The 19,960-nt window shown below is 61.6% G+C and carries 16 protein-coding genes; 14 read left to right on the top strand and 2 right to left on the bottom strand.

Going from position 1 to position 19,960, the window contains the following annotated elements; genetic code table 11:
* Positions 1-88: 88 nt before the first annotated feature.
* Genes J3P95_RS22345 through J3P95_RS22355 form a run of 3 tightly spaced genes read left to right on the top strand, consistent with a single transcriptional unit; the run spans position 89 to position 2,828 of the window.
* On the top strand, positions 89-877 hold the full coding sequence (locus J3P95_RS22345; protein ID WP_434579621.1) for an ABC transporter ATP-binding protein: 789 nt from the start codon (positions 89-91) through the stop codon (positions 875-877).
* Positions 874-1,821, top strand: a complete 948-nt coding sequence (locus tag J3P95_RS22350; protein WP_434579619.1) for an ABC transporter substrate-binding protein — start codon at positions 874-876, stop codon at positions 1,819-1,821. Before J3P95_RS22345 ends, J3P95_RS22350 begins: the two co-directional genes overlap by 4 nt.
* On the top strand, positions 1,818-2,828 hold the full coding sequence (locus J3P95_RS22355; RefSeq protein ID WP_434558802.1) for a FecCD family ABC transporter permease: 1,011 nt from the start codon (positions 1,818-1,820) through the stop codon (positions 2,826-2,828). The genes J3P95_RS22350 and J3P95_RS22355 overlap by 4 nt, the downstream gene beginning before the upstream one ends.
* Here J3P95_RS22355 and J3P95_RS22360 read toward each other — a convergent pair.
* On the bottom strand, positions 2,803-4,338 hold the full coding sequence (locus tag J3P95_RS22360) for a class I SAM-dependent methyltransferase (protein WP_434579617.1): 1,536 nt from the start codon (positions 4,336-4,338) through the stop codon (positions 2,803-2,805). The two genes, J3P95_RS22355 and J3P95_RS22360, sit on opposite strands and share 26 nt — an antisense overlap.
* A gap of 273 nt (positions 4,339-4,611) precedes the next feature.
* Here J3P95_RS22360 and urtA point away from each other — a divergent pair, with 273 nt between their 5' ends.
* From urtA to ureC, 11 genes are all read left to right on the top strand, one after another.
* Positions 4,612-5,877 carry an urea ABC transporter substrate-binding protein gene (gene urtA, locus J3P95_RS22365; protein ID WP_434579616.1) on the top strand — a complete coding sequence of 422 codons (1,266 nt, stop codon included), beginning with the start codon at positions 4,612-4,614 and terminating at the stop codon, positions 5,875-5,877.
* A gap of 69 nt (positions 5,878-5,946) precedes the next feature.
* Positions 5,947-7,449: an urea ABC transporter permease subunit UrtB gene (urtB, locus tag J3P95_RS22370; RefSeq protein WP_434579614.1), complete on the top strand. Its 1,503-nt coding sequence runs from the start codon at positions 5,947-5,949 to the stop codon at positions 7,447-7,449.
* A complete protein-coding gene (gene urtC / locus J3P95_RS22375; protein ID WP_434579612.1) occupies positions 7,449-8,525 on the top strand; it encodes an urea ABC transporter permease subunit UrtC in 1,077 nt (358 codons plus the stop codon). The genes urtB and urtC overlap by 1 nt, the downstream gene beginning before the upstream one ends.
* A complete protein-coding gene (urtD, locus tag J3P95_RS22380; protein WP_434581147.1) occupies positions 8,525-9,385 on the top strand; it encodes an urea ABC transporter ATP-binding protein UrtD in 861 nt (286 codons plus the stop codon). The genes urtC and urtD overlap by 1 nt, the downstream gene beginning before the upstream one ends.
* Positions 9,386-9,500: 115 nt before the next feature.
* Complete coding sequence (urtE, locus tag J3P95_RS22385; RefSeq protein ID WP_434579610.1) at positions 9,501-10,199, top strand: urea ABC transporter ATP-binding subunit UrtE; 699 nt, start codon at positions 9,501-9,503, stop codon at positions 10,197-10,199.
* A 30-nt stretch (positions 10,200-10,229) separates the two neighbouring features.
* Positions 10,230-11,072 carry an urease accessory protein UreD gene (locus J3P95_RS22390; RefSeq protein ID WP_434579608.1) on the top strand — a complete coding sequence of 281 codons (843 nt, stop codon included), beginning with the start codon at positions 10,230-10,232 and terminating at the stop codon, positions 11,070-11,072.
* A 64-nt stretch (positions 11,073-11,136) separates the two neighbouring features.
* Positions 11,137-11,439 (top strand): urease subunit gamma, encoded by a 303-nt coding sequence (locus J3P95_RS22395; protein WP_434558809.1) that lies wholly within the window; start codon positions 11,137-11,139, stop codon positions 11,437-11,439.
* A 9-nt stretch (positions 11,440-11,448) separates the two neighbouring features.
* The gene (locus tag J3P95_RS22400; RefSeq protein ID WP_434558810.1) at positions 11,449-11,982 is read left to right on the top strand and encodes a GNAT family N-acetyltransferase; all 534 of its coding nucleotides are present in this window, start codon (positions 11,449-11,451) and stop codon (positions 11,980-11,982) included.
* A gap of 5 nt (positions 11,983-11,987) precedes the next feature.
* Positions 11,988-12,521 carry a GNAT family N-acetyltransferase gene (locus J3P95_RS22405; RefSeq protein WP_434558811.1) on the top strand — a complete coding sequence of 178 codons (534 nt, stop codon included), beginning with the start codon at positions 11,988-11,990 and terminating at the stop codon, positions 12,519-12,521.
* Positions 12,518-12,823 (top strand): urease subunit beta, encoded by a 306-nt coding sequence (locus J3P95_RS22410; protein WP_434579605.1) that lies wholly within the window; start codon positions 12,518-12,520, stop codon positions 12,821-12,823. The genes J3P95_RS22405 and J3P95_RS22410 overlap by 4 nt, the downstream gene beginning before the upstream one ends.
* Before the next feature lie 126 nt (positions 12,824-12,949).
* Positions 12,950-14,650: an urease subunit alpha gene (gene ureC, locus J3P95_RS22415; RefSeq protein WP_434579603.1), complete on the top strand. Its 1,701-nt coding sequence runs from the start codon at positions 12,950-12,952 to the stop codon at positions 14,648-14,650.
* Between the two features lie 195 nt (positions 14,651-14,845).
* Here the strand turns inward: ureC and J3P95_RS22420 are convergent, their stop codons facing one another.
* Positions 14,846-19,879 (bottom strand): NEL-type E3 ubiquitin ligase domain-containing protein, encoded by a 5,034-nt coding sequence (locus J3P95_RS22420; protein WP_434579602.1) that lies wholly within the window; start codon positions 19,877-19,879, stop codon positions 14,846-14,848.
* Positions 19,880-19,960: the final 81 nt, after the last annotated feature.

Raw genomic sequence — 19,960 nt, forward strand, 5'->3', positions numbered from 1 at the left:
ACGGAAAGCGGCGAGATGCCTCTACAATCGCGCCGCTTTCCAACGACGAACACAGCCCGATGTCCCAAACCCAATCCTGAGTGCATGCATGACCTCGCTGACCCTCTCCCATCTCGCCTGGACGCCCTTGGGCCATGGCCACTGCCATCACCAGTTCCAGCTGCGCGACGCCACGTTGCAGGTGGCGGCCGGGGAGTTTGTCGGGTTGATCGGTCCCAACGGCAGCGGCAAGACCAGCCTGTTGCGCTGCGCCTATCGCTTCAGTCGACCGGAACATGGCGAGGTGAAACTTGAGCATCACAACCTCTGGAAACAGTCCTCGCGCTGGTGCGCCCAACGTATCGCCGTGGTGCTGCAAGAGTTTCCCGACGCCTTTGGCCTGACGGTCGAGGAAGTGGTCGCCATGGGCCGCACGCCTCACAAAGGTCTGTTCGACGGCGACACACACGAAGACCGCTGCCTGGTGCTCCAGGCTTTGCAATCGGCGGGACTCGACGGCTTTGGCGATCATGCATTCTCGACGCTGTCAGGCGGAGAAAAACAGCGGGTAATCCTCGCCCGGGCACTGGCCCAACAACCGCAGTTGTTGATTCTGGATGAACCGACCAATCACCTCGACCCACGTTACCAACTGCAACTGCTGCAATTGATCAAACGCCTGGGTATCGGCACCCTCGCCAGCATCCACGACCTGAACCTGGCCGCCGCGTTCTGTGATCGCCTGTATGTGATCGAACACGGACGGATCGTCGCCAGCGGCACGCCCAAGGATGTCCTGACCCCCGCACTGCTGCGTGAGGTGTTCGACGTTGAAGCGCTGGTGGACGAACATCCGCTGGCCGGCTGCCCACGAATCACTTGGATAACCCAACCATGACCTTGCGCTTCCTGCTGCTCCTTGCGCTGTTGCCCGGCAGCGCCCATGCGTTGGCCGAGGCCACTCGCTACCCGTTGACGATCCAGAGTTGCAACCGCCAAGTGGTGTTCCACGAGGCGCCCCGGCACGCCGTCAGCCATGACATCAACATGACCCAGATGATGCTCGCCCTGGGCCTCAAGCCACGCATGGTCGGCTACAGCGGTATCAGTGGCTGGAAATCGGTGACGTCGGACATGGCGAAGATCCTCGATGGCCTGCCGGAACTGGCCGCCAAGTATCCCTCGGTGGAAACCTTGCTCAATGCCGACGTCGATTTTTTCTTTGCCGGTTGGGACTACGGCATGCGGGTGGGCGGCGACCTGACGCCGCAAACCCTGCAGCCGCTGGGCATCAATGTTTACGAACTGACCGAGTCCTGCGCGTTCGTGATGAAGCGCCCGGCGGCCACGCTGGAGGACACCTACAACGACCTGCGCAACCTCGGCAAGATCTTCGACGTGCAGGATCGCGCCGATGGGCTGATCGCGACGATGCAGGCCCAGGTGGCCGAAATCCGCCAGCACCTGCCGTCCGAACGTCCTCGGGTATTCCTCTACGACAGCGGCGAGGATCGAGCGATGACATCCGGACGACTGGGCATGCCCCAGGCGCTGATCGACGCAGCGGGCGGGCGCAACATCCTCGACGACGTGGAAACCAGTTGGACCCGGGTCAACTGGGAGAACGTGGTGGAGCGCAACCCCGAGGTAATCGTGATCGTCGACTATGGCGAAACCACCGCCGAGCAGAAGCAGCAGTTCCTTTTGGATAATCCGGCACTGCAATCGGTGGATGCGATCAAGCATCGGCGCTTCATCGTGATCCCCTATGTACAGGCCACGCCGGGCATCGATAACGTGCTGGCGGTGCAAACCCTGGCGAAGGGTTTGCACCGCCAATGAACACTCGTCGCTATGGCGCGCTGTTGATCTTGCTCGGCGTGATGCTGCTGGTGTCATGCGTGGTGTCCCTGGGTTTCGGGCCCGCGCGGGTGCCGGTGGGCGTGGTCTGGGACGTCCTGTTGAACAAGGTTTTCGGCGTGGGCGACGTCTATTGGACGCCGGGGCAGGAGCACATCGTCTGGCTGATCCGCGTACCGCGCCTGCTGCTTGGCGCCCTGGTGGGTGCGGGGCTGGCGTTGATCGGTGCGGTGCTGCAAGCGGTCACGCGCAATCCGCTCGCCGATCCGCATCTTCTCGGCGTGACGTCCGGCGCGACCCTGGGTGCGGTCATCGTGGTGCTGCATGTCGGCGAAATCATTGGCCTGCTCACCTTGCCCCTCGCCGCCTTCATCGGTGCATTGCTGAGCATGTTGCTGGTGTTGGCCATCGCCGCTCGCCAGGGTCGCCTGGAAAGTGATCGCCTGCTGCTGTGCGGCGTCGCGGTGTCGTTTGTGATGATGGCGGCGGCCAACCTGCTGTTGTTCCTCGGTGATCATCGCGCCAGTTCGGCGGTGATGTTCTGGATGCTCGGCGGCTTGGGCCTGGCGCGCTGGGAACTGCTGGCCGTGCCGGCCGCCAGCGTGGTGCTGGGACTGGTGTTGCTGCTGGGCATGGCCCGCCCGTTGAACGCGCTGATGGCGGGCGAGCAGACCGCCGTGACCCTGGGGCTGAACGCGGCGAAGGTGCGGTTGTGGATCTTCCTGATCGCGTCCTTGATGACCGGCGTACTGGTCTCCATCAGCGGCTCGATTGGTTTCGTCGGGCTGATGGTCCCGCACATCGCACGACGCCTGGTGGGCGCCGAGCATCGTCGGCTGCTGCCAGCCTGCGTATTGCTCGGCAGCCTGTTCCTGGTGTGGGTGGACGTGGCGGCCCGCACGCTGATCGCGCCGGAGGACTTGCCGATTGGAGTCGCTACCGCAGCTATTGGTGGACTGTTTTTTATCGGTCTGATGCGCCGTCGCTGAACAGATGCTTCTTTTGGTACACGCCGAACAGTTCAGTCCCAAGGCCACCCTGTCGAAAATGCTCAAGCTCGGCTCGAACCAGATCAATGACTAACGCGCGGTCTTGCGCTTTTTCAAGATTGAAATTTCCACTGTAGGCAAGATTGACCATTCGCCAGAGGAAGCAGTTGGTGCGGTACACATCGACAGGCCTCAGCCAACGCTCAAGAAGCGCGGTAATGTCTTCACTTCGAATGCCTTCAAAACACCCTATCGAGTGGTCCCTGTCCGGAATGACCGGGTCGACAACCTGTGTATCGACATTCCATCGGTAGCGCGCCGGCAATGCCGAGAACGCTGCATCAGCAGCAGTTATCGCCTCCGGCCACAAGCGATTGCCATTGCGCCCTACGGCCTCACCCAGACTCCAGAATTCTCCATGGTTCTTCAAACTGCGGGAGATAAAGAGCATGACCTTTTCCAGCTCTACCAAATGATGCAATGCCGAAACACACATAATGACATCCCACTGTTCACCGGTAGGCACCAGGTTATTCGCATCAGCCACGATCAAATCCAGGCTGATGGCAGATGAAAACTGCTTCGCCGCGATTTGCAGCAGGTCTTCGTTGATATCCAGCAGGGACCATTCCACTCCTTCGGGAACGGCCGCCGACAAACCCGCCTCTATCCGCGCGGCACCACTGCATATCGACAAGACTTTTATTGAACCGTGATCGCTGACTTTCTGGCGTAGCCTCGCTTGAAAATCAGGCGGCGTTTGCGGGACGTTCGCTCTCAGGAGACGCGTCGCGTAAGAGTAGGCGGCCTCGGCTTCGAACGGTTCCAACATGACGATGTCAGCCTGCGCATCACGCCCTTGCGGCTGAATCATTCCATTTAATTGGCGAACGCTGCGCGCAATGCCCATTGCGGTTTCACTTTGTCGCTCCTGAACTTTCGAATAGAACTCGTTCCGGTAGACACTGCTGAAGTGAGCCATCTCGTTTTTTATGCGCATCTGAAGATGGGTTTTCGCCAGAAGAGCCCTCATCTCGCCCTCCCTGGCGACGCACAAGTCAGAGATCGCCAGCCAATCTGCCGTAGGGTCATTCTCCGCTCCTGGCCCACACGCTACCAAGAGATGGCCACTTTTTCCCGCCAACCAAGCCAGATCAAACTCTGCCGTTCTCCATTCCGACGGCGTGTTCCCTCCGCAAAAATGAAACAAGCCGAGTTGAAATTCCGAATGATCTCCGTCGTCAAGAAAAACCAGTGAACAGGCGAGTCCATCCAAACTGATGTTGGGTAGCGCTGCGGAAAAACGAATGTAGAGTCTTGAATCAGAGAACACATTCAGCCTGCTACTTCGAAGATGTTCTCCAGCGGTGAGAATCAGCGAATACCTTGCTTCTCTCAAATGCATCACGTGCATCCATTGTGGATGCTCGGCCTGTTTAACTTCGGGCAGCACGTCAAAAATGGCCGTCTCGTCGAGAAGAAAACAGCTTGCAGCGCCAGCGTCATTCAAACGGATTTCCCCCTCTTCAGAATGGCAGAAGAGTCAGCATAGTCGGGCGGCCTGAAATCTCACGTTGAATTCCCCACTTCCACGCCCCAATGCGGAGCGCCACATTGCACCAGCCCCAGCGATACGGTCACTGATGGTGCATTGTCATTTTCCCGTCCACCCGCCAACCCCGCATTTCCAAGCCTTTCCCCAACCGGGCACACCCCTTGCAAAAGCGCCTTCAGCGTCTGCATCTGCCATCCAGAAAAACACCAAGACCACGGAGATCGCACCATGAAGCGTCGTAGCTTGATCAAGGCTTTTACACTCTCGGCAAGCATTGCCGCGATGGGCATGGCCTGGACCGTCCAGGCCGCCGAGACCATCAAGGTCGGCATCCTGCATTCGCTGTCCGGCACCATGGCGATCTCCGAGACGTCCCTCAAGGACATGGCGCTGATGACCATCGATGAGATCAACGCCAAGGGTGGAGTGAATGGCAAGAAGCTTGAAGCGGTGGTCGTGGACCCGGCGTCGAACTGGCCGCTATTCGCTGAAAAGGGCCGCCAGTTGCTGACCCAGGACAAGGTCGCCGTGGTGTTCGGCTGCTGGACGTCGGTGTCGCGCAAATCGGTGTTGCCGGTGTTCGAAGAACTCAATGGCTTGCTGTTCTACCCGGTGCAATACGAAGGCGAAGAGATGTCGCCGAACGTGTTCTACACCGGCGCGGCGCCGAACCAGCAGGCGATTCCGGCGGTGGAATACCTGATGAGCGAAGAAGGCGGCAGCGCCAAGCGCTACTTCCTGTTGGGCACTGACTACGTCTATCCGCGCACCACCAACAAAATCCTGAGTTCGTTCCTGCACTCCAAGGGCGTGGCAGACAAGGACATCGAAGAGGTCTACACCCCGTTCGGCCATAGCGATTACCAGACCATCGTCGCCAACATCAAAAAGTTCTCGGCCGGCGGCAAGACTGCGGTCATCTCCACGGTCAACGGTGACTCCAACGTGCCGTTCTACAAAGAACTGGCGAACCAGGGCCTGAAGGCCACCGATGTGCCAGTCGTGGCGTTCTCGGTGGGCGAAGAGGAACTGCGCGGCATCGACACCAAGCCGCTGGTGGGCAACCTGGCGGCGTGGAACTACTTCGAGTCGGTGGATAACCCGGCGAACAAGAAATTCGTCGACGCCTGGAAAGCCTATACCAAGGCGAAGAACCTGCCAGGCGCGGACAAAGCCGTTACCAACGACCCGATGGAAGCCACCTACGTCGGTATCCACATGTGGGCCCAAGCGGTGGAAAAAGCCAAGTCCACCGATGTCGATAAAGTCCGCGAAGCCTTGGCCGGCCAGACCTTTGCCGCACCGTCGGGCTACACCCTGACCATGGACAAGACCAACCATCACCTGCACAAGCCGGTGATGATCGGCGAGATCCAGGCCGACGGTCAGTTCAACGTGGTCTGGCAGACCGAAGGGCCGATCCGCGCGCAACCTTGGAGCCCGTTCATTTCCGGCAACGACAAGAAGCCTGACTATGCGGTGAAGAGCAACTGAGCCTCCTCCACCCCGGCTGATCGTTCCCACGCTCTGCGTGGGAGTGATCGAATACGCAAGGCCTAGCACATGCCCACCGCCTTTTACCGCCTGATCCTCGCCATCGCCTTGTTACTGCCGATGGCTTCACATGCCGGCGACGCCGAAGACTTCGTCGCCGCCAACCCGACCCAGCAGGCAAAGCTGCTGGAAACCTGGGCCGCGCAGCCCGACCCGGCACGCGTCGAGTTGATCAATGCCTTGCAGCAAGGCCAGTTGACCGTCGACGGCCAACCCAAAACCCTGCGCCTGAACAACCGCTTGCGTGGGCTGATCGAAACCGCCCTCGCCAGCCACCAGCTGCTCGCCGTCGATGCCGGCGTACGCATGGTCGCCGCGCAGCAACTGCAAAAAAGCGCCCGCCCGGCGCAACTGGCCTTCCTCGACCGGCAACTGGCCGGCGAGCAGGACGAAGACGTACACGCCGCCCTGAGCCTGGCCCTGGCCAACCTGCAACTGGTGGATACCAACCCGTCCGTGCGCCTGGCCGCCGTCCGGCTGCTGGGGGAAACCGGCGATCCGCTGGCCCGCACCCGCCTGGAAACTCTGCTCGAACCCGGCGTCGAAACCGATGCCGCCGTGCGCACCGCGGCTGAAACCAGCCTCGGCCAGGTCAAGCGCAAACTACTGATCGGCGAACTGTTGGGCCAAGCCTTCAGCGGCATGTCCCTGGGCTCGATCCTGTTGCTCGCCGCCCTTGGCCTGGCGATTACGTTCGGCCTGCTGGGGGTGATCAACATGGCCCACGGCGAAATGCTGATGCTCGGCGCGTATTCCACTTATGTGGTGCAGATGCTGTTCCAGCGCTTCGCCCCGAACGCCATCGAGTTCTATCCGCTGATCGCCCTGCCGGTGGCGTTCTTCATCACTGCGGCCATCGGCATGGCCCTGGAACGCACGGTGATCCGCCACCTCTACGGACGCCCGCTGGAAACCCTGCTCGCCACGTGGGGCATCAGCCTGATGCTGATCCAACTGGTGCGCCTGGTGTTCGGCGCGCAGAACGTCGAAGTCGCCAACCCGGCCTGGCTGTCGGGCGGGATCCAGGTGTTGCCGAATCTGGTGCTGCCGTACAACCGCATCGTGATCATCGCCTTCGCCTTGTTCGTGGTGGTGCTGACCTGGCTGCTGCTGAACAAGACACGCCTGGGCCTCAACGTGCGCGCCGTGACCCAGAACCGCAACATGGCCGCCTGCTGCGGCGTGCCGACCGGGCGCGTGGACATGCTCGCCTTCGGCCTCGGCTCGGGCATCGCCGGGCTTGGCGGCGTGGCCCTGAGCCAGATCGGCAACGTCGGCCCGGACCTGGGCCAGAGCTACATCATCGACTCGTTCCTGGTGGTGGTGCTCGGCGGCGTCGGCCAACTTGCCGGCAGTGTGTTCGCCGCGTTCGGCCTGGGCATCGCCAACAAGATTCTCGAACCGCAGATCGGCGCCGTGCTCGGCAAGATCCTGATCCTCGCGCTGATCATTCTGTTCATCCAGAAGCGTCCGCAAGGCCTCTTCGCGCTCAAAGGACGGGTAATCGACTGATGAACCAGCCCCTGATGCTCACGGCCACGCAAAAGGCCGGCCCCAAAGTTACGCTCATCCTCGGTGCGGTGATTCTGGCCGTGCTGTTGAGCCTGCCGTTGCTGTCGCTGTTGGCGGCGGACAATCCGCTGCACGTCTCGGCCTACACCTTGACCCTGGTGGGCAAGATTCTCTGCTACGCCATCGTCGCCCTGGCGCTGGACCTGGTCTGGGGCTACGCCGGTTTGCTCTCCCTGGGCCACGGCCTGTTCTTCGCCCTGGGCGGCTACGCCATGGGCATGTACCTGATGCGCCAGGCTGCGGGCGATGGCTTGCCGGCGTTCATGACTTTCTTGTCGTGGACTGAACTGCCCTGGTACTGGGCCGGCACCGACAGTTTCCTCTGGGCGCTGTGCCTGGTGGTGCTGGCGCCGGGTTTGCTCGCGCTGGTGTTCGGCTTCTTCGCCTTCCGCTCGCGGATCAAGGGCGTGTATTTCTCGATCATGACCCAGGCGCTGACGTTCGCCGGGATGCTGCTGTTTTTCCGCAACGAAACCGGGTTCGGCGGCAACAACGGCTTCACCAATTTCCGTTCGATCCTGGGCTTTGGCATCACCGAGCCGGGCACCCGGGCGGTGTTGTTTTTCGCCACGGTGTTGCTGCTGGTGGCGAGCCTGTTCATCGGCTGGCGCCTGGCCCGCAGCAAGTTCGGCCGGGTACTGACCGCCCTGCGCGACGCCGAAAACCGCCTGATGTTCTGCGGTTACGATCCCCGTGGCTTCAAGCTGTTCGTCTGGGTGTTGAGCGCAGTGTTGTGCGGTCTGGCCGGGGCGTTGTACGTGCCGCAAGTGGGCATCATCAACCCCAGCGAGATGTCGCCGACCAACTCCATCGAAGCCGCGGTGTGGGTGGCCCTCGGCGGGCGCGGCACTCTCATCGGGCCGCTGCTGGGCGCCGGTGTGGTCAACGGCATGAAGAGCTGGTTCACCGTAGCGTTTCCTGAGTACTGGCTGTTTTTCCTCGGGGCCCTGTTCATCGTTGTGACGCTGTATCTGCCTAAAGGCGCGATCGGCTTGCTGAAGAAAAGGGGCGAATGATGCGCATCACTCCAACGGCGGATTTCATGCTCGAACCGATCATCGAACCCAATAAGGACGAAGGCAGCAGCCGCGACGCCATCGGCCTTGGCCAGGCGGCCGGCGTGGGCCTGAACACCCGCCACGGCACCATCCTGACCCTGGAAGACATCAGCGTCAGCTTCGATGGTTTCAAGGCCTTGAACGATTTGAACCTGTACATCGGCGTCGGCGAATTGCGCTGCATCATCGGCCCCAACGGCGCCGGCAAGACCACCCTGATGGATGTGATCACCGGCAAGACCCGGCCCAGCCACGGCAAGGCCTGGTTCGGCGAAACCCTGGACCTGACCAGCATGAGCGAAGTGCAAATCGCCCAGGCCGGTATCGGCCGCAAGTTCCAGAAGCCGACGGTGTTCGAAGCCTTGAGCGTGTTCGAAAACCTGGAACTGGCGCTCAAGACCGACAAATCGGTGTGGGCCAGCCTGCGGGCAAAACTGAACGGCGAGCAGCACGACCGTATCAACGAAGTGCTCGATACTATTGGCCTCACCACCTCGGTCAATCGCGCCGCCGGTCTCTTGTCCCACGGGCAGAAGCAGTTCCTGGAGATCGGCATGCTGCTGGTGCAAGACCCGCAATTGTTGCTGCTCGACGAACCGGTGGCGGGCATGACCGACGCCGAGACCGAATTTACCGCCGAGCTGTTCAAGTCCCTGGCGGGCAAGCATTCGCTGATGGTGGTGGAGCACGATATGGGTTTTGTCGGGGCGATTGCCGACCATGTCACCGTGTTGCACCAAGGCAGTGTGCTGGCCGAGGGGTCGCTGGAACAGGTGCAGGCCGATGAGCGAGTGATTGAGGTGTATTTGGGCCGATGAATCGGCCAGCGCCAAGCCGCAAGCTTCAAGCTGCAGCTAAAAACAAAGCCGTGCACCGTCCCGCTCTTACTTGCAGCTTGAAGCTCACCACTTGAAGCTTAAAAAAGGAATTCCAATGCTACAAGTCCAACACCTTCACCAGTACTACGGCGGTAGCCACATCCTGCGGGGCCTGTCGTTCGACGCCAAGGTCGGCGAGGTAACCTGCCTGTTGGGGCGCAACGGCGTGGGCAAGACCACCCTGCTCAAGTGCCTGATGGGCCTGTTGCCGGCCAAGGAAGGCGCGGTGAATTGGGAAGGCAAGGCCATCACTGGGTTCAAGCCGCACCAACGGGTCCACGCAGGCATTGCCTACGTGCCTCAGGGCCGGGAAATTTTCGGCCGGCTGACGGTGGAAGAAAACCTGCTGATGGGCCTCTCGCGTTTTCCCGGCTCCGAGGCCAAGGAAGTGCCGGCGTTCATCTACGAATTGTTCCCGGTACTGCTGCAAATGCAGCACCGCCGTGGCGGCGACTTGTCCGGTGGCCAGCAACAGCAGCTCGCCATTGGCCGGGCCCTGGCCAGCCGTCCACGCCTGCTGATTCTCGACGAGCCCACCGAAGGCATCCAGCCGTCAGTGATCAAGGAAATCGGCGTGGTGATCAAGAAACTGGCCGCCCGTGGCGACATGGCGATCTTGCTGGTGGAGCAGTTCTACGACTTCGCCGCCGAGCTGGCCGATCAATACCTGGTGATGTCCCGGGGCGAGATCGTGCAGCAGGGGCGCGGAGAAAATATGGCAGCCGAGGGTGTGCGCGGACTGGTTACCATCTAGTCTGTAGCGTCACGACAATAATCAGAAATCATGAATCTACCTGTCTCGCCCTCAGCCTTGTTCACCCCCAGCTGGCATGCCGAACTGGAACTGGGCTATGCCCGATTCGGCGACTGCACACGCCCGGTCCAGCGCCGTCACAAAGGCCCGCTGCGGGTGCAAAAGCATTTGTATGCCGAAGGGCCCGAGGTATGCCAGCACATCATCGTGCACCCGCCCGGCGGGATTGCCGGCGGCGATCGGCTGGACATCTCGGCCCACGTCGGCGCCGGTGCCTGGGCGCAACTGACCAGCCCCGGCGCGGCCAAGTGGTACCGCGCCACCGGCCCGGCGTACCAGCAACTGAAGCTGAGCGTAGCGCCCGGCGCAACCCTGGAATGGCTGCCCCAGGAAACCATCGTGTTCAGCGCGGCCCAGGCGGAACTCAGCACCGACATCGACCTGCAGGGTGACGCCCGGTTGTTCTACTGGGACATGGTTGCCCTCGGCCGGCCGGCCAGTCACGAGCGCTTCGATCTCGGGCACTTTCAATCGCGCCTGGATATCCGCCGCGACGGCCAGTTGTTGTGGCACGAGCGCCAGCGCATCGTCGGCGACGACGGCTTGCTCGACTCACCCATCGGGCTGGGTGGCGACCCGGTGTTCGCCACGTTGCTGGTGACCGGCGAGATCGACGGCGAACTGCTGGAGCAATGCCGATCCCTGGGCCATGCCGTGCGCGGCGACCTGACGCAATTACCCGGCCTGCTCGTGGCACGTTGCCTGGCGAGCGAGGCGTTACTCGCGCGGGGATGGTTGATTCAATTGTGGCGTTTGCTCAGGCCGGCGCTGTTGGGAAGAGAGGCCATGCCGCCAAGAATCTGGAGCACGTGAATCTGCTTTCCCACAGTGGAATGTATTTACCGCAAAAACTTTATCTGCCCTTACTGGATTGCACATGGACCTGACCCCACGCGAAAAAGACAAGCTGCTGATCTTCACCGCCGGCCTCGTCGCCGAGCGGCGCCTGGCTCGTGGCCTGAAGCTCAACTATCCGGAAGCCATGGCCTACATCTCCGCCGCGCTGCTCGAAGGTGCCCGTGACGGCCAGACCGTGGCCGAACTGATGCACTACGGCACTAAGCTGCTGAGTCGCGAACAGGTCATGGAAGGCATCCCGGAAATGATCCCGGAGATCCAGGTCGAGGCGACGTTTCCCGACGGCACCAAACTGGTCACCGTCCACCAACCCATCGCCTGAGGCCGCGGCATGACTTATCACACTCGTGACGCCCGCACTGCCGACCTGCCGGCGATCCGTGACATCTACAACGATGCGGTCCTCAACACCACGGCGATCTGGAACGAACAGGCCGTCGACCTGGGCAATCGCCAGGCCTGGTTCAGCGCCCGGCAAGCCCAGGGCTATCCGGTGCTGGTGGCCGTCGACGCCGAGGACAATGTGCTCGGCTATGCTTCATTCGGCGACTGGCGGCCGTTCGACGGTTTCCGCCACACCGTGGAGCATTCGGTGTACGTCTGCCGCGATCAACGTGGCAATGGCCTCGGCCCGCTGCTGATGAGTGCGCTGATCGAGCGCGCCAGGGCTGGCGGCAAACACGTCATGGTCGCCGCCATCGAGAGCGGCAACGCGGCGTCGATTCGCCTGCATGAGCGAGCCGGTTTTGCCATCACCGGGCAGATGCCCCAGGTGGGCACCAAGTTCGGTCGCTGGCTGGACCTGACCTTCATGCAGTTGGTCCTCAATCCCGGGGCGCCACCCCCCGCCATCGACAAGGAGTGATACCGATGAACGCCGCCCAGTTGCGACGAGTCCACGCTGAAAGCTTCGCGCATTACCGCCAGGGCTTGATTGATCTGCTGCTCGACGCCGTGGGCTATGGCGCCAGTGTGGGGTTCATGGCCGACCTCGATGCCGACCAGGCCCGCGCCTATTTCGACGAGGTCCAGGCCAGCCTCGACCAGGGCGATCTGCTGCTCTGGGTGGTGGTCAAGGACGAGCAGGTGCAGGCCAGCGTCCAGCTCGCCCTGTGCCAGAAACCCAACGGCCTGAACCGCGCCGAAGTGCAAAAGCTGCTGGTACGTGGCGACGCCCGTCGCCGAGGCCTGGGCCAGCAATTGATGAACGCCTTGGAGCTCGGTGCCCGCCAGTACAAACGTGGCCTGCTGTACCTCGACACCGAGGCCGGCTCCGAGGCCGAGTCGTTCTACCGCGCCATGGGCTACACCCGCGTCGGTGAACTGCCCGACTACTGCCAGAGCCCAGACGGGACCTACACCCCGACCGCCATTTACTACAAAATTTTGGGGCAACCGCAATGATCCCAGGTCAGTACCAGATCGCGCCGGGCGACATCGAGCTCAACGTCGGCCGCCGCACCCTTACGCTGAACGTCGCCAACAGCGGCGATCGGCCGATCCAGGTCGGCTCGCACTATCACTTTTTCGAAACCAACGACGCCCTGGCCTTCGACCGCGCCGCCAGCCGTGGCATGCGCCTGAACATCCCGGCCGGCACCGCCGTGCGTTTCGAGCCGGGCCAGAGTCGGGAAGTCGAGCTTGTCGAACTGGCCGGGTTGCGGCGGGTTTATGGGTTCGCCGGACGAATCATGGGCAGCTTGTGAATGACTTCAGCTGCAAGTTTCTAGCTGCAAGCTGCAAGAAAAAGCACTTCGCGGCGCTCCCACAATTTTGTTTTTACTTGAGGCTTGCAGCTTGAAGCTTGCGGCTCAGTTCCGAGGACCGAGGAAATGAAAATCAGTCGTCAGGCCTACGCCGACATGTTCGGTCCCACCGTCGGCGACAAGGTCCGCCTGGCCGATACCGAGTTGTGGATCGAAGTGGAAAAGGACTTCACCACCTACGGCGAAGAAGTGAAATTCGGCGGCGGCAAGGTGATTCGCGACGGCATGGGCCAGAGCCAACTGCTGGCCGCCGAAGTCGTCGACACGCTGATCACCAACGCGCTGATCATCGACCACTGGGGCATCGTCAAGGCCGATGTCGGCCTCAAGGACGGTCGTATCGCCGCCATCGGCAAGGCCGGCAACCCGGACATCCAGCCCGATGTGACCATCGCCATCGGCGCCAGCACCGAAGTGATCGCCGGCGAAGGCATGATCCTCACGGCGGGTGGCATCGACACCCACATCCACTTCATCTGCCCGCAGCAGATCGAAGAAGCGCTGATGAGCGGCGTCACCACCATGATTGGCGGCGGCACGGGCCCAGCCACCGGGACCAACGCCACCACCTGCACCTCCGGGCCGTGGCACCTGGCGCGTATGCTCCAGGCCGCCGATGCCTTCCCGATGAACATCGGCTTCACCGGCAAGGGCAACGCCAGCCTGCCGGAGCCGTTGATCGAGCAGGTCAAGGCCGGCGCCATCGGCCTGAAGTTGCACGAAGACTGGGGCACCACGCCGGCGGCCATCGACAACTGCCTGAGCGTCGCCGATCAATACGACGTGCAGGTGGCGATCCACACCGACACCCTCAACGAGTCGGGCTTCGTCGAAACCACCCTGGCCGCGTTCAAGGGCCGCACCATCCACACCTACCACACCGAAGGCGCCGGTGGCGGCCATGCGCCGGACATCATCAAGGCCTGCGGTTTCCCCAATGTGCTGCCCAGCTCCACCAACCCGACCCGGCCGTTCACCCGCAACACCATCGATGAGCACCTCGACATGTTGATGGTCTGTCATCACCTGGACCCGAGCATCGCCGAGGACGTGGCCTTCGCCGAAAGCCGCATCCGCCGCGAGACCATCGCCGCCGAAGACATCCTCCATGATCTGGGCGCGTTCTCGATGATCAGCTCCGACAGCCAGGCCATGGGCCGTGTCGGCGAGGTCATCACGCGCACCTGGCAGACCGCCGACAAGATGAAAAAGCAGCGCGGCGCCCTGCCCGGTGATGGCGTCGACAACGACAATTTCCGCATCAAACGCTACATCGCCAAGTACACCATCAACCCGGCGATCACCCATGGCATCAGCCATGAAGTGGGTTCCATCGAAGTGGGCAAATGGGCTGACCTGGTGCTGTGGCGCCCGGCGTTTTTTGGCGTCAAGCCGACGTTGATCCTCAAGGGCGGGGCGATTGCCGCCAGCCTGATGGGCGACGCCAACGCCTCGATCCCGACGCCGCAACCGGTGCACTACCGACCGATGTTCGCCAGCTTTGGCGGCTCGCGGCATGCCACCAGCCTGACCTTCATCAGCCAGGCGGCTGCCGAGGCTGGGCTGCCGGAGCAATTGGGTTTGAAGAAGCGGATCGCCGTGGTCAAGGGTTGTCGCGACGTGCAGAAAACCGACCTGATCCACAACGACTACCTGCCGAGCATCGACGTCGACCCGCAGACTTATCAGGTCAAGGCCGACGGCGTGTTGCTGTGGTGTGAACCGGCGGATGTGTTGCCGATGGCGCAGCGGTATTTTCTGTTTTGAATTGGATAACTGGCCGATCGCATCGTGGCGAGGGAGCTTGCTCCCGCTGGGCTGCGAAGCAGCCCTCATAACCAACGACTCGGTGTGTCAGTTGTTTTGAGTGCGCTGGTTTTAGGGCTGCTTCGCAGCCCAGCGGGAGCAAGCTCCCTCGCCACAGGGTTTTATTACTTCCTGAAATGACCGGGCCGGCCCAGCTTACAGATCGGTACTCTCCACCGGCGCATCCAGTTCTTTTTGCGTCAGCGACTGGATCAGTTCCGCTTCCTTGACCTTATGCTGCAAGCCCAGCGCATCGGATTGGCTCACGTAGTCCGATTCCTCCAGGGTGCCGGCGGCTCTTGCCTCGTCCAGTTCGATCTGGCTGTGGATCAGGGTGTCGTCCAGTGCCTGGAAGGTCGCCGCATTCTGCTGCCTCAAATAGTCGATCCAGAAATCGCGCCCCACGATCGACTGCAATTGTTGAGGGGAATCGTCCAAGGCCAGGACCTTGGCCGCCGCTGCGTCGAGCATGGTGCTCGTGACCTGGGCCATGTGGACAAAACGTCCGTCCGTGGGTTGCCCTGGCAGTTCCAGTCGTTCCTTCAGGCCGACACGGTAGGCCAGGCGGACCTCGACTTCCTCTATCTTCTGGATCAGACGGGCTTTTTCCCTGGCCGGGAGCCAGGCTTTGGCATTGATCGCATCGCGGCGCCCTTGAATATCCTGCAGTGCAATGCGCTCCACTTCGTCGAGACGAAACAGGCCCTTGGCGAGCCGGATCAGCGTGGCGCTCTCATCCGCCCCAACCGTCTGGCTCCTGGCGTTGTGGATCATCAACTTGATTTCCAGGTAACTGAACGACAACGAAGCGCGATCCTCGCAGGCCGGCGCGCCGGCCAGGTCGAATAATTCACGGCGCAAATCCGTCGAGGCACTCATCGCCTCCAGCATCTGCCAGACTCGAGCTTGCAGGTCTGGATAGTTTTCCTGGCCCTGATAGGACTCGACCAATCGATTCAACAGCTCAAAAAATTCACCGGATTGCGGTTCGCCTTTCAGGCTTTGCCATAACGCCCTCTTCGCTTCCAACTGTTCGGCGGGCAAATTGCGCGACCATTGCTCGACAGCGGAAAGTGAAGCCTCCCCAGAAGCACCAAACGCCATGGGCCTGCGCAACGCGGCCCATTCGGGATGCGTCTGCCAGAGATTCGTCCAGTAGTCATTCAGGCGTTGCACCGCCGCCGCGCTCAACGGATTGCCCTGAAGAAAAGTGACGCTGTTGAGGCGTGCCACGACCTGGGCATCCGCCGTTGGAGGCGCGATCAAACGGTCAGGTACGTCGGTCAGCTGATTGTCGCGTAAATCGAGGATTTCCAGTGGCTGCTCATCCAGGCCGACGGGCCAGGTGTCGATCCCGGTTTCCTTGAGCCCCAGCGCCCGCAGGTCGGGCATGGCGCTGAAATCCGGCAGACGGCCCAGCGGGTTGCGATCCAGGTTGAGGATCTTCATTTTCGTAAGCCCGCGCAGAATCTCGATACTTCGAGGTGTCAGGCTGATCTGGTTCGATTTCAAATAGAGTCTGCTCACGCCCTTCATCGTCTCCAGCGCCTGTGGCAAGTCGGTGAACCTATTGCGCGACAAGCTCAACCAACGAAGAGCAGGGAAGCGGGTCAGGAAACTGTTGCAGGCTTGTTGCGACAGTCTCATGTCGCTCATTTCCAGCGAGGCTACATGGCTGAAGTCGGCCGACAGTTCAGGCAACGCCCCGACATTGTGCCGACTCACATCGAGCATGTATCCAACCCGGTCGCCATCCGCCGTCGTAACGACCCGCGTCTGGCGCCTCCAACACCGCTTGATCTGCTCAGCCACCGCGCGCTTCACACCGGAGGGCACCACCTCGATATGATCGTCATCCACGGCGCGCATGACATTGGAAGCGACCCAGCGGTCCAGGTCGTGACGCAGCGTATCGAACTCGAGCTTGCGACGTTGAAGCTCCGCTACCGCACCATCACCCAATGACCGCAACAAGGTCTGGATCTCTCTTCTCGTGTAATCCGGATACAGATCCAGGACCCGACGTTCCGGCGAAGGGCCAAGCCCCAGTCGTTCCCGCCAGCCGCTCATCGGGTAGCCGTACCGACCCGATGACAGGTGCATGGGCGACTGGAAGAACGGCTTGATCGGCGGCATTTTCAGTACTTGCGCCAGCGATTCCCGCGCCAGGGGAGCGGAACCGACAGCCTGCTTCAGAAGACCGGCCTGATGGACCGACGGCCGCCCCATGGCCAGGCGCTCGGCATCCGGCAGGGCATGCTGCAAGGCAGTGTAGACATCGCCCCAACGACTCAGATCGTTACCAACATTGTCGTAGGACTTGTAGAGCCCTTCACGCTTGACCACGATCTTGGGCTGCGTCGAGGCCTGCGGTCCGATGCTGTCAATGAGGGCACCTACCGAACTGTCACTGCGCAGTTCGATACGCACCGTGTCGCTCCAACCCGGCAGGGTCTTGAGGGTCGCCAGCACCAGGCGAGGCGTATCCACCGTAGCCAGGGTCTCGTGATACAAGCCCTCATAGGCCCGGTTCAGACGCACCGTTCGCTGGAAATGGCGCAGCTCTTCGGCGATGCGCAGCGCAATGGGTTTGGTCTGGGTCGCATCGCTCAGGCGCCACTTGGCCATCTGCTGGAGTTCCTCGGCGCTGGCATGGCACACGATCAGATCGATGGCCGCCACCGGCACCGAGGGAAAGCGGGATTTGATCAGCGCGACCCGCGGGTCGCTGGAAATATCGTCCTTAGCGTAATGATCGTTGAACAGCTGGGCCTTTTCACGCACCGCCACTTCGGCGAGTTTTTTTCTGAACTGCTGGATACGGGCCGCCATGTTCGTCTTGGCAATGGCCGGGCTCGTATCGGCCAGCAGATCGCTGCCAGTCGCGTCCACGGCCTCGATCAGGTTCTTGGGAAACGACGAGGTGTGGACTTTCGTGTCGGCGATGATGACCTCTCGAACGGCCGCCCCATTGACCGAACCCGGATACTCCCAAAGGGCCTTGCCTGAACGATCGATCACCTTGAGTTTCAATCCGTCTGGCCACGGGCCGTAGCCGGTGAGCAGGTGCAGCTGGGTCATCGGATCGGCTTGTTCGAAGTGCAGCGGGTCTTCGCTTTGCAGGTGGGCAATGAACTGGTCCACTCGACGGGCGATGTTGAAGCGCTTGATGGTGTCGGCCAGCCATGCCGACGGCGGCTGGCCTTCAGCGTGCAGCTGTCGCAGCGCGTCCTCGGAGGTGCCGCTGGCAATGCGGATTTGCTCAAGCTCGGCGTCGCTGAAATCCTTGACGCCATGTCCCAAGCGACGCATCAGCGTCGCGCCGTCCCAAGCCCGTGGCCGTTCCAGTTCATGGCTCCACGCGCCGCTGCCGTTGTGCGTGAGTTCGGGTTGATAGGCATCGGGCCTGGATGGGTGGCGAATGCGAAAACGACGGGTTGCCGGATTCTCCTGCACCTCGTAATAACGCCCGTCCAGCGCCACCAAGTCGCGGCCACCGACCCGGTGCAGGCCTTGCGCATCGGGAACCGAGGTCGCCTGTGGCCGCAGATCGCTCGCGTAGGGGCTCAGGCTGGGGCGCCACAAACGTGATTCGCCGTTGGCCAACCGGACCGGCTCCAGCTGACTGACCGTGCTCGACCATTGGATATGCGGCAGCACTGCCGCGCCCGTGGCAACGAAGGCCGTGTTGAGGGCCACGCTGGAAAAATGCGCCCACATTTCCCGGGTCTCGCCCCGCTCGAACGCTTCGATGCTTTGGAACGCCTCGTTCAACATCTGCACCGCGCCTATCGCCAGCATCAGTGGCCCAAGCCCTGGCACCACGAAGGCGGCCAGGTTGAACACGTCGACGACCGCACTCAGGTAGCTGGCCAGCCGCGCCAGCCGCGCATTCTGGTCTTCTTCCCCGGTCGGGATCGCCACCGCGCGGGCGTCCATCCGAATTTTCTGGATCTGCGCCAGACGCAGCGTTTCCCACAATGAGCCCATGATGGCCACGTCGTCCATCGGCAGCGCCGGCAGTTTCGCCTTGAGTGGGTAATCGACCTCATCATCCTCCTGCCCGGAGGGTTGATAGAGGTGATTGAACTGCTTGAAGAACTCCCCCTGTTGGCGCACCGGCACGAATCGACTGAAGAAGCGTCGGTAATCGATCCCGTGCAGGCATCGCCGCAGCTCGGCCATGAATTCGCCACTGGAGGTGTATTCCTTGAGCGGGTGCTCGGGATCGCCCGGCAGGTAGGCTAAGACCCTCTCCACCCGACTACTATTCTGGCGGTCGGGACCGATCAGCAGAGGACCGACCAGCGTGCTACCGAACACTTTCAGCGAGGTGAACGTCACCGCTCGCCCATCGAGCTTGATCGCAGACTGGTCGCCGACCACTTGCCGCAGCATTTGGTAGGCGGCCGGACTGATGTCGCCCTTGGCCCGGGCCACCTCGGTGCAAAGCGCCAATTGCTGTTTATGATGATCACGCAGTTGACGGTCCAACCGGCTACGAGCTTCGCTGTCGGCGGGTTGGACGATGGCGTTGATGTGTTCTTGATACTGGCGCCCCAGGTCCAATGTGCGGCACAGCTGGGCAAACGCTTCAGGTGCGATCGGCAGCGCCCCGGCGCGAAAGGCGTTCGCGGTGGGAACAACCTCGCCATCATAAAATGGACGTTCGGTGGTGATCAGGCTGCAATCGTCACAGTCGGACTTGAGCGCTTCGTCAGGCTCGAAATTGGCCAGCGCGGCTTCCAACAGCGACGAACCGTGGTACTCGTAGCGATCAACATGACTGCCAGCGTTTTCCACTACAAATGCGCCAAGCAGATCCCCCCGGCTGTTACGCTCGTACTTGCGAACGAAATAGACCTGGTTGACGTCCAGCGTGCGTTTGAATGCTTTCTTGATCGCCTGGCTGAGCAACGGCTCGGCAAAGGCCCGGATATCCTGGATATCGCCCAACACATCGTCGATCTGGTTCAGGATTTCGCGGTAGCGGGAATGATTGCTCTTGAGGCGGGTTCTGGTTTCGTGGTCGGCCTTCACGTACCAATCAGGCAATTTCTCGAGCGCATGGTCGCTCAGCTCCTGCTGGCGTTGCACGATGGCACCGCTGTACCAACCGGGAATACGGGATTTGAGCAGGTCGAAATACTCGCCCTGGGGAATGGCGAGACGGGGGGTGAAGCCTGGCATATCGGGTCATCCTTGACGATGGAAAACCCGAGCCTATTCCCTGCGTCAGCGATGAGTGCGGTATCTATTTATCGCTTTTTC

The sequence above is a fragment of the Pseudomonas sp. Z5-35 genome (genome assembly GCF_051131945.1).
GTDB lineage: Bacteria > Pseudomonadota > Gammaproteobacteria > Pseudomonadales > Pseudomonadaceae > Aquipseudomonas > Aquipseudomonas marvdashtae.

Excerpts from the sequence above, each read along its gene's own strand:
- J3P95_RS22345 (WP_434579621.1), top strand. The coding sequence starts at position 89 with ATGACCTCGCTGACCCTCTCCCATCTCGCCTGGACGCCCTTGGGCCAT.
- J3P95_RS22350 (WP_434579619.1), top strand. The coding sequence starts at position 874 with ATGACCTTGCGCTTCCTGCTGCTCCTTGCGCTGTTGCCCGGCAGCGCC.
- J3P95_RS22355 (WP_434558802.1), top strand. The coding sequence starts at position 1,818 with ATGAACACTCGTCGCTATGGCGCGCTGTTGATCTTGCTCGGCGTGATG.
- urtA (WP_434579616.1), top strand. The coding sequence starts at position 4,612 with ATGAAGCGTCGTAGCTTGATCAAGGCTTTTACACTCTCGGCAAGCATT.
- urtB (WP_434579614.1), top strand. The coding sequence starts at position 5,947 with ATGCCCACCGCCTTTTACCGCCTGATCCTCGCCATCGCCTTGTTACTG.
- urtC (WP_434579612.1), top strand. The coding sequence starts at position 7,449 with ATGAACCAGCCCCTGATGCTCACGGCCACGCAAAAGGCCGGCCCCAAA.
- urtD (WP_434581147.1), top strand. The coding sequence starts at position 8,525 with ATGCGCATCACTCCAACGGCGGATTTCATGCTCGAACCGATCATCGAA.
- urtE (WP_434579610.1), top strand. The coding sequence starts at position 9,501 with ATGCTACAAGTCCAACACCTTCACCAGTACTACGGCGGTAGCCACATC.
- J3P95_RS22390 (WP_434579608.1), top strand. The coding sequence starts at position 10,230 with ATGAATCTACCTGTCTCGCCCTCAGCCTTGTTCACCCCCAGCTGGCAT.
- J3P95_RS22395 (WP_434558809.1), top strand. The coding sequence starts at position 11,137 with ATGGACCTGACCCCACGCGAAAAAGACAAGCTGCTGATCTTCACCGCC.
- J3P95_RS22400 (WP_434558810.1), top strand. The coding sequence starts at position 11,449 with ATGACTTATCACACTCGTGACGCCCGCACTGCCGACCTGCCGGCGATC.
- J3P95_RS22405 (WP_434558811.1), top strand. The coding sequence starts at position 11,988 with ATGAACGCCGCCCAGTTGCGACGAGTCCACGCTGAAAGCTTCGCGCAT.
- J3P95_RS22410 (WP_434579605.1), top strand. The coding sequence starts at position 12,518 with ATGATCCCAGGTCAGTACCAGATCGCGCCGGGCGACATCGAGCTCAAC.
- ureC (WP_434579603.1), top strand. The coding sequence starts at position 12,950 with ATGAAAATCAGTCGTCAGGCCTACGCCGACATGTTCGGTCCCACCGTC.
- J3P95_RS22420 (WP_434579602.1), bottom strand. The coding sequence starts at position 19,879 with ATGCCAGGCTTCACCCCCCGTCTCGCCATTCCCCAGGGCGAGTATTTC.